The sequence below is a fragment of the Paenisporosarcina sp. P4_E4_2 genome, from assembly GCF_056401595.1.
Window position 1 is genome coordinate 1 of sequence record NZ_JBFUJC010000557.1, and the last position, 1,197, is coordinate 1,197.

1 protein-coding gene is annotated in these 1,197 nt (G+C 38.5%); it reads left to right on the forward strand.

The features are described 5' to 3' along the window. Positions 1-920: HupE/UreJ family protein (locus tag AC1DSB_RS19690; RefSeq protein WP_477587467.1), on the forward strand; the 920-nt coding region annotated here is incomplete at its 5' end. Between the last annotated feature and the right edge of the window lie 277 nt (positions 921-1,197).

Here is a 1,197-nt window from a genome sequence, read left to right on the forward strand (position 1 = left end):
ATCAAATAGACATGCTGGAACAATTTGATACCAACAAGGATAAATATCTGGATAACGAGGAACTGTCCTCGCAGAAAGAAAGAATCGAATCGGTATTACAGAAAGATCTTCGTATAGATGTGGATTCGAAGCCCTTAACGATGGAAATGCTTTCGATGGAGTTGGCAGAAAAGGGTTCCACGATTGGCGTAATTTTTAAATTAAGGATAACCGCCGATGAAGCTATCGAACAATTTAATCTTCATTACAATCTGATGTTTGAAGATGCGCCTCTACATACGAATGTACTTTTGGTCCATTCAGGGGAATATTTCTATCAGAATATTCTTGATACCAAAAAAAAAGATGTTCAGATCACCATTGCTCAGCCTGAAAGTGAATCCGTCCTATGGAAATACTTTGTACTTGGAATCGAACACATTTTGACCGGGTTCGATCATATGCTGTTTTTGTTATCCTTAGTATTAATCGCATCTCGCTTCAAGGATGCGTTGAAAATTGTTACTGCTTTTACAATCGGCCACAGCATAACACTATTCTTGGTGGCCACCGACCGTATTCAGGTCAGTTCGCATTGGGTCGAAGTTTTTATAGCGCTGACCATCTGTTATGTGGCAGTGGAAAATATATTTGTTCAAAAGGTGAAATGGCGGTGGCTATTGACAGCCATATTTGGCCTGATTCACGGTATGGGTTTCGCCGGGGCTTTGACTGAAATAGGACTTCCAAAGAGCAATCTGATTGGCACACTCCTCTCATTTAATTTAGGAGTGGAAACGGGTCAGTTCATGGTATTGTGTCTATTACTGCCTCTCTTGAATTGGCTGCGCAGGTTCCCATGGTATCGTAAAATGATGATCTCAGCGTCTTGCCTTATTTTTGTTTTAGCATTTTATTGGTTGCTTCAACGTCTGCAGTAAACTATAAAATTGTAACTATATCTTTGGAGCAATATTGGAAAGATAAGACAAAGTATGAGCTAGTATGTAAAACGGAATTAAAAAATGAAGAGCCTGAATAGGCAGTATTTTATGTACTCCAATTAGCAGCGCAACTTGGAAATGAAATCAATGTAGTTGGTCCTTTGACATACGAAGAAAACAATGTAGTGTTTGAAGGGTAATGCTCATCGCCTAAAATAGTAGGATAAAGTTGGTTCCACTTTAATATTGATAATTTTAAATAACCTTCTTCAAC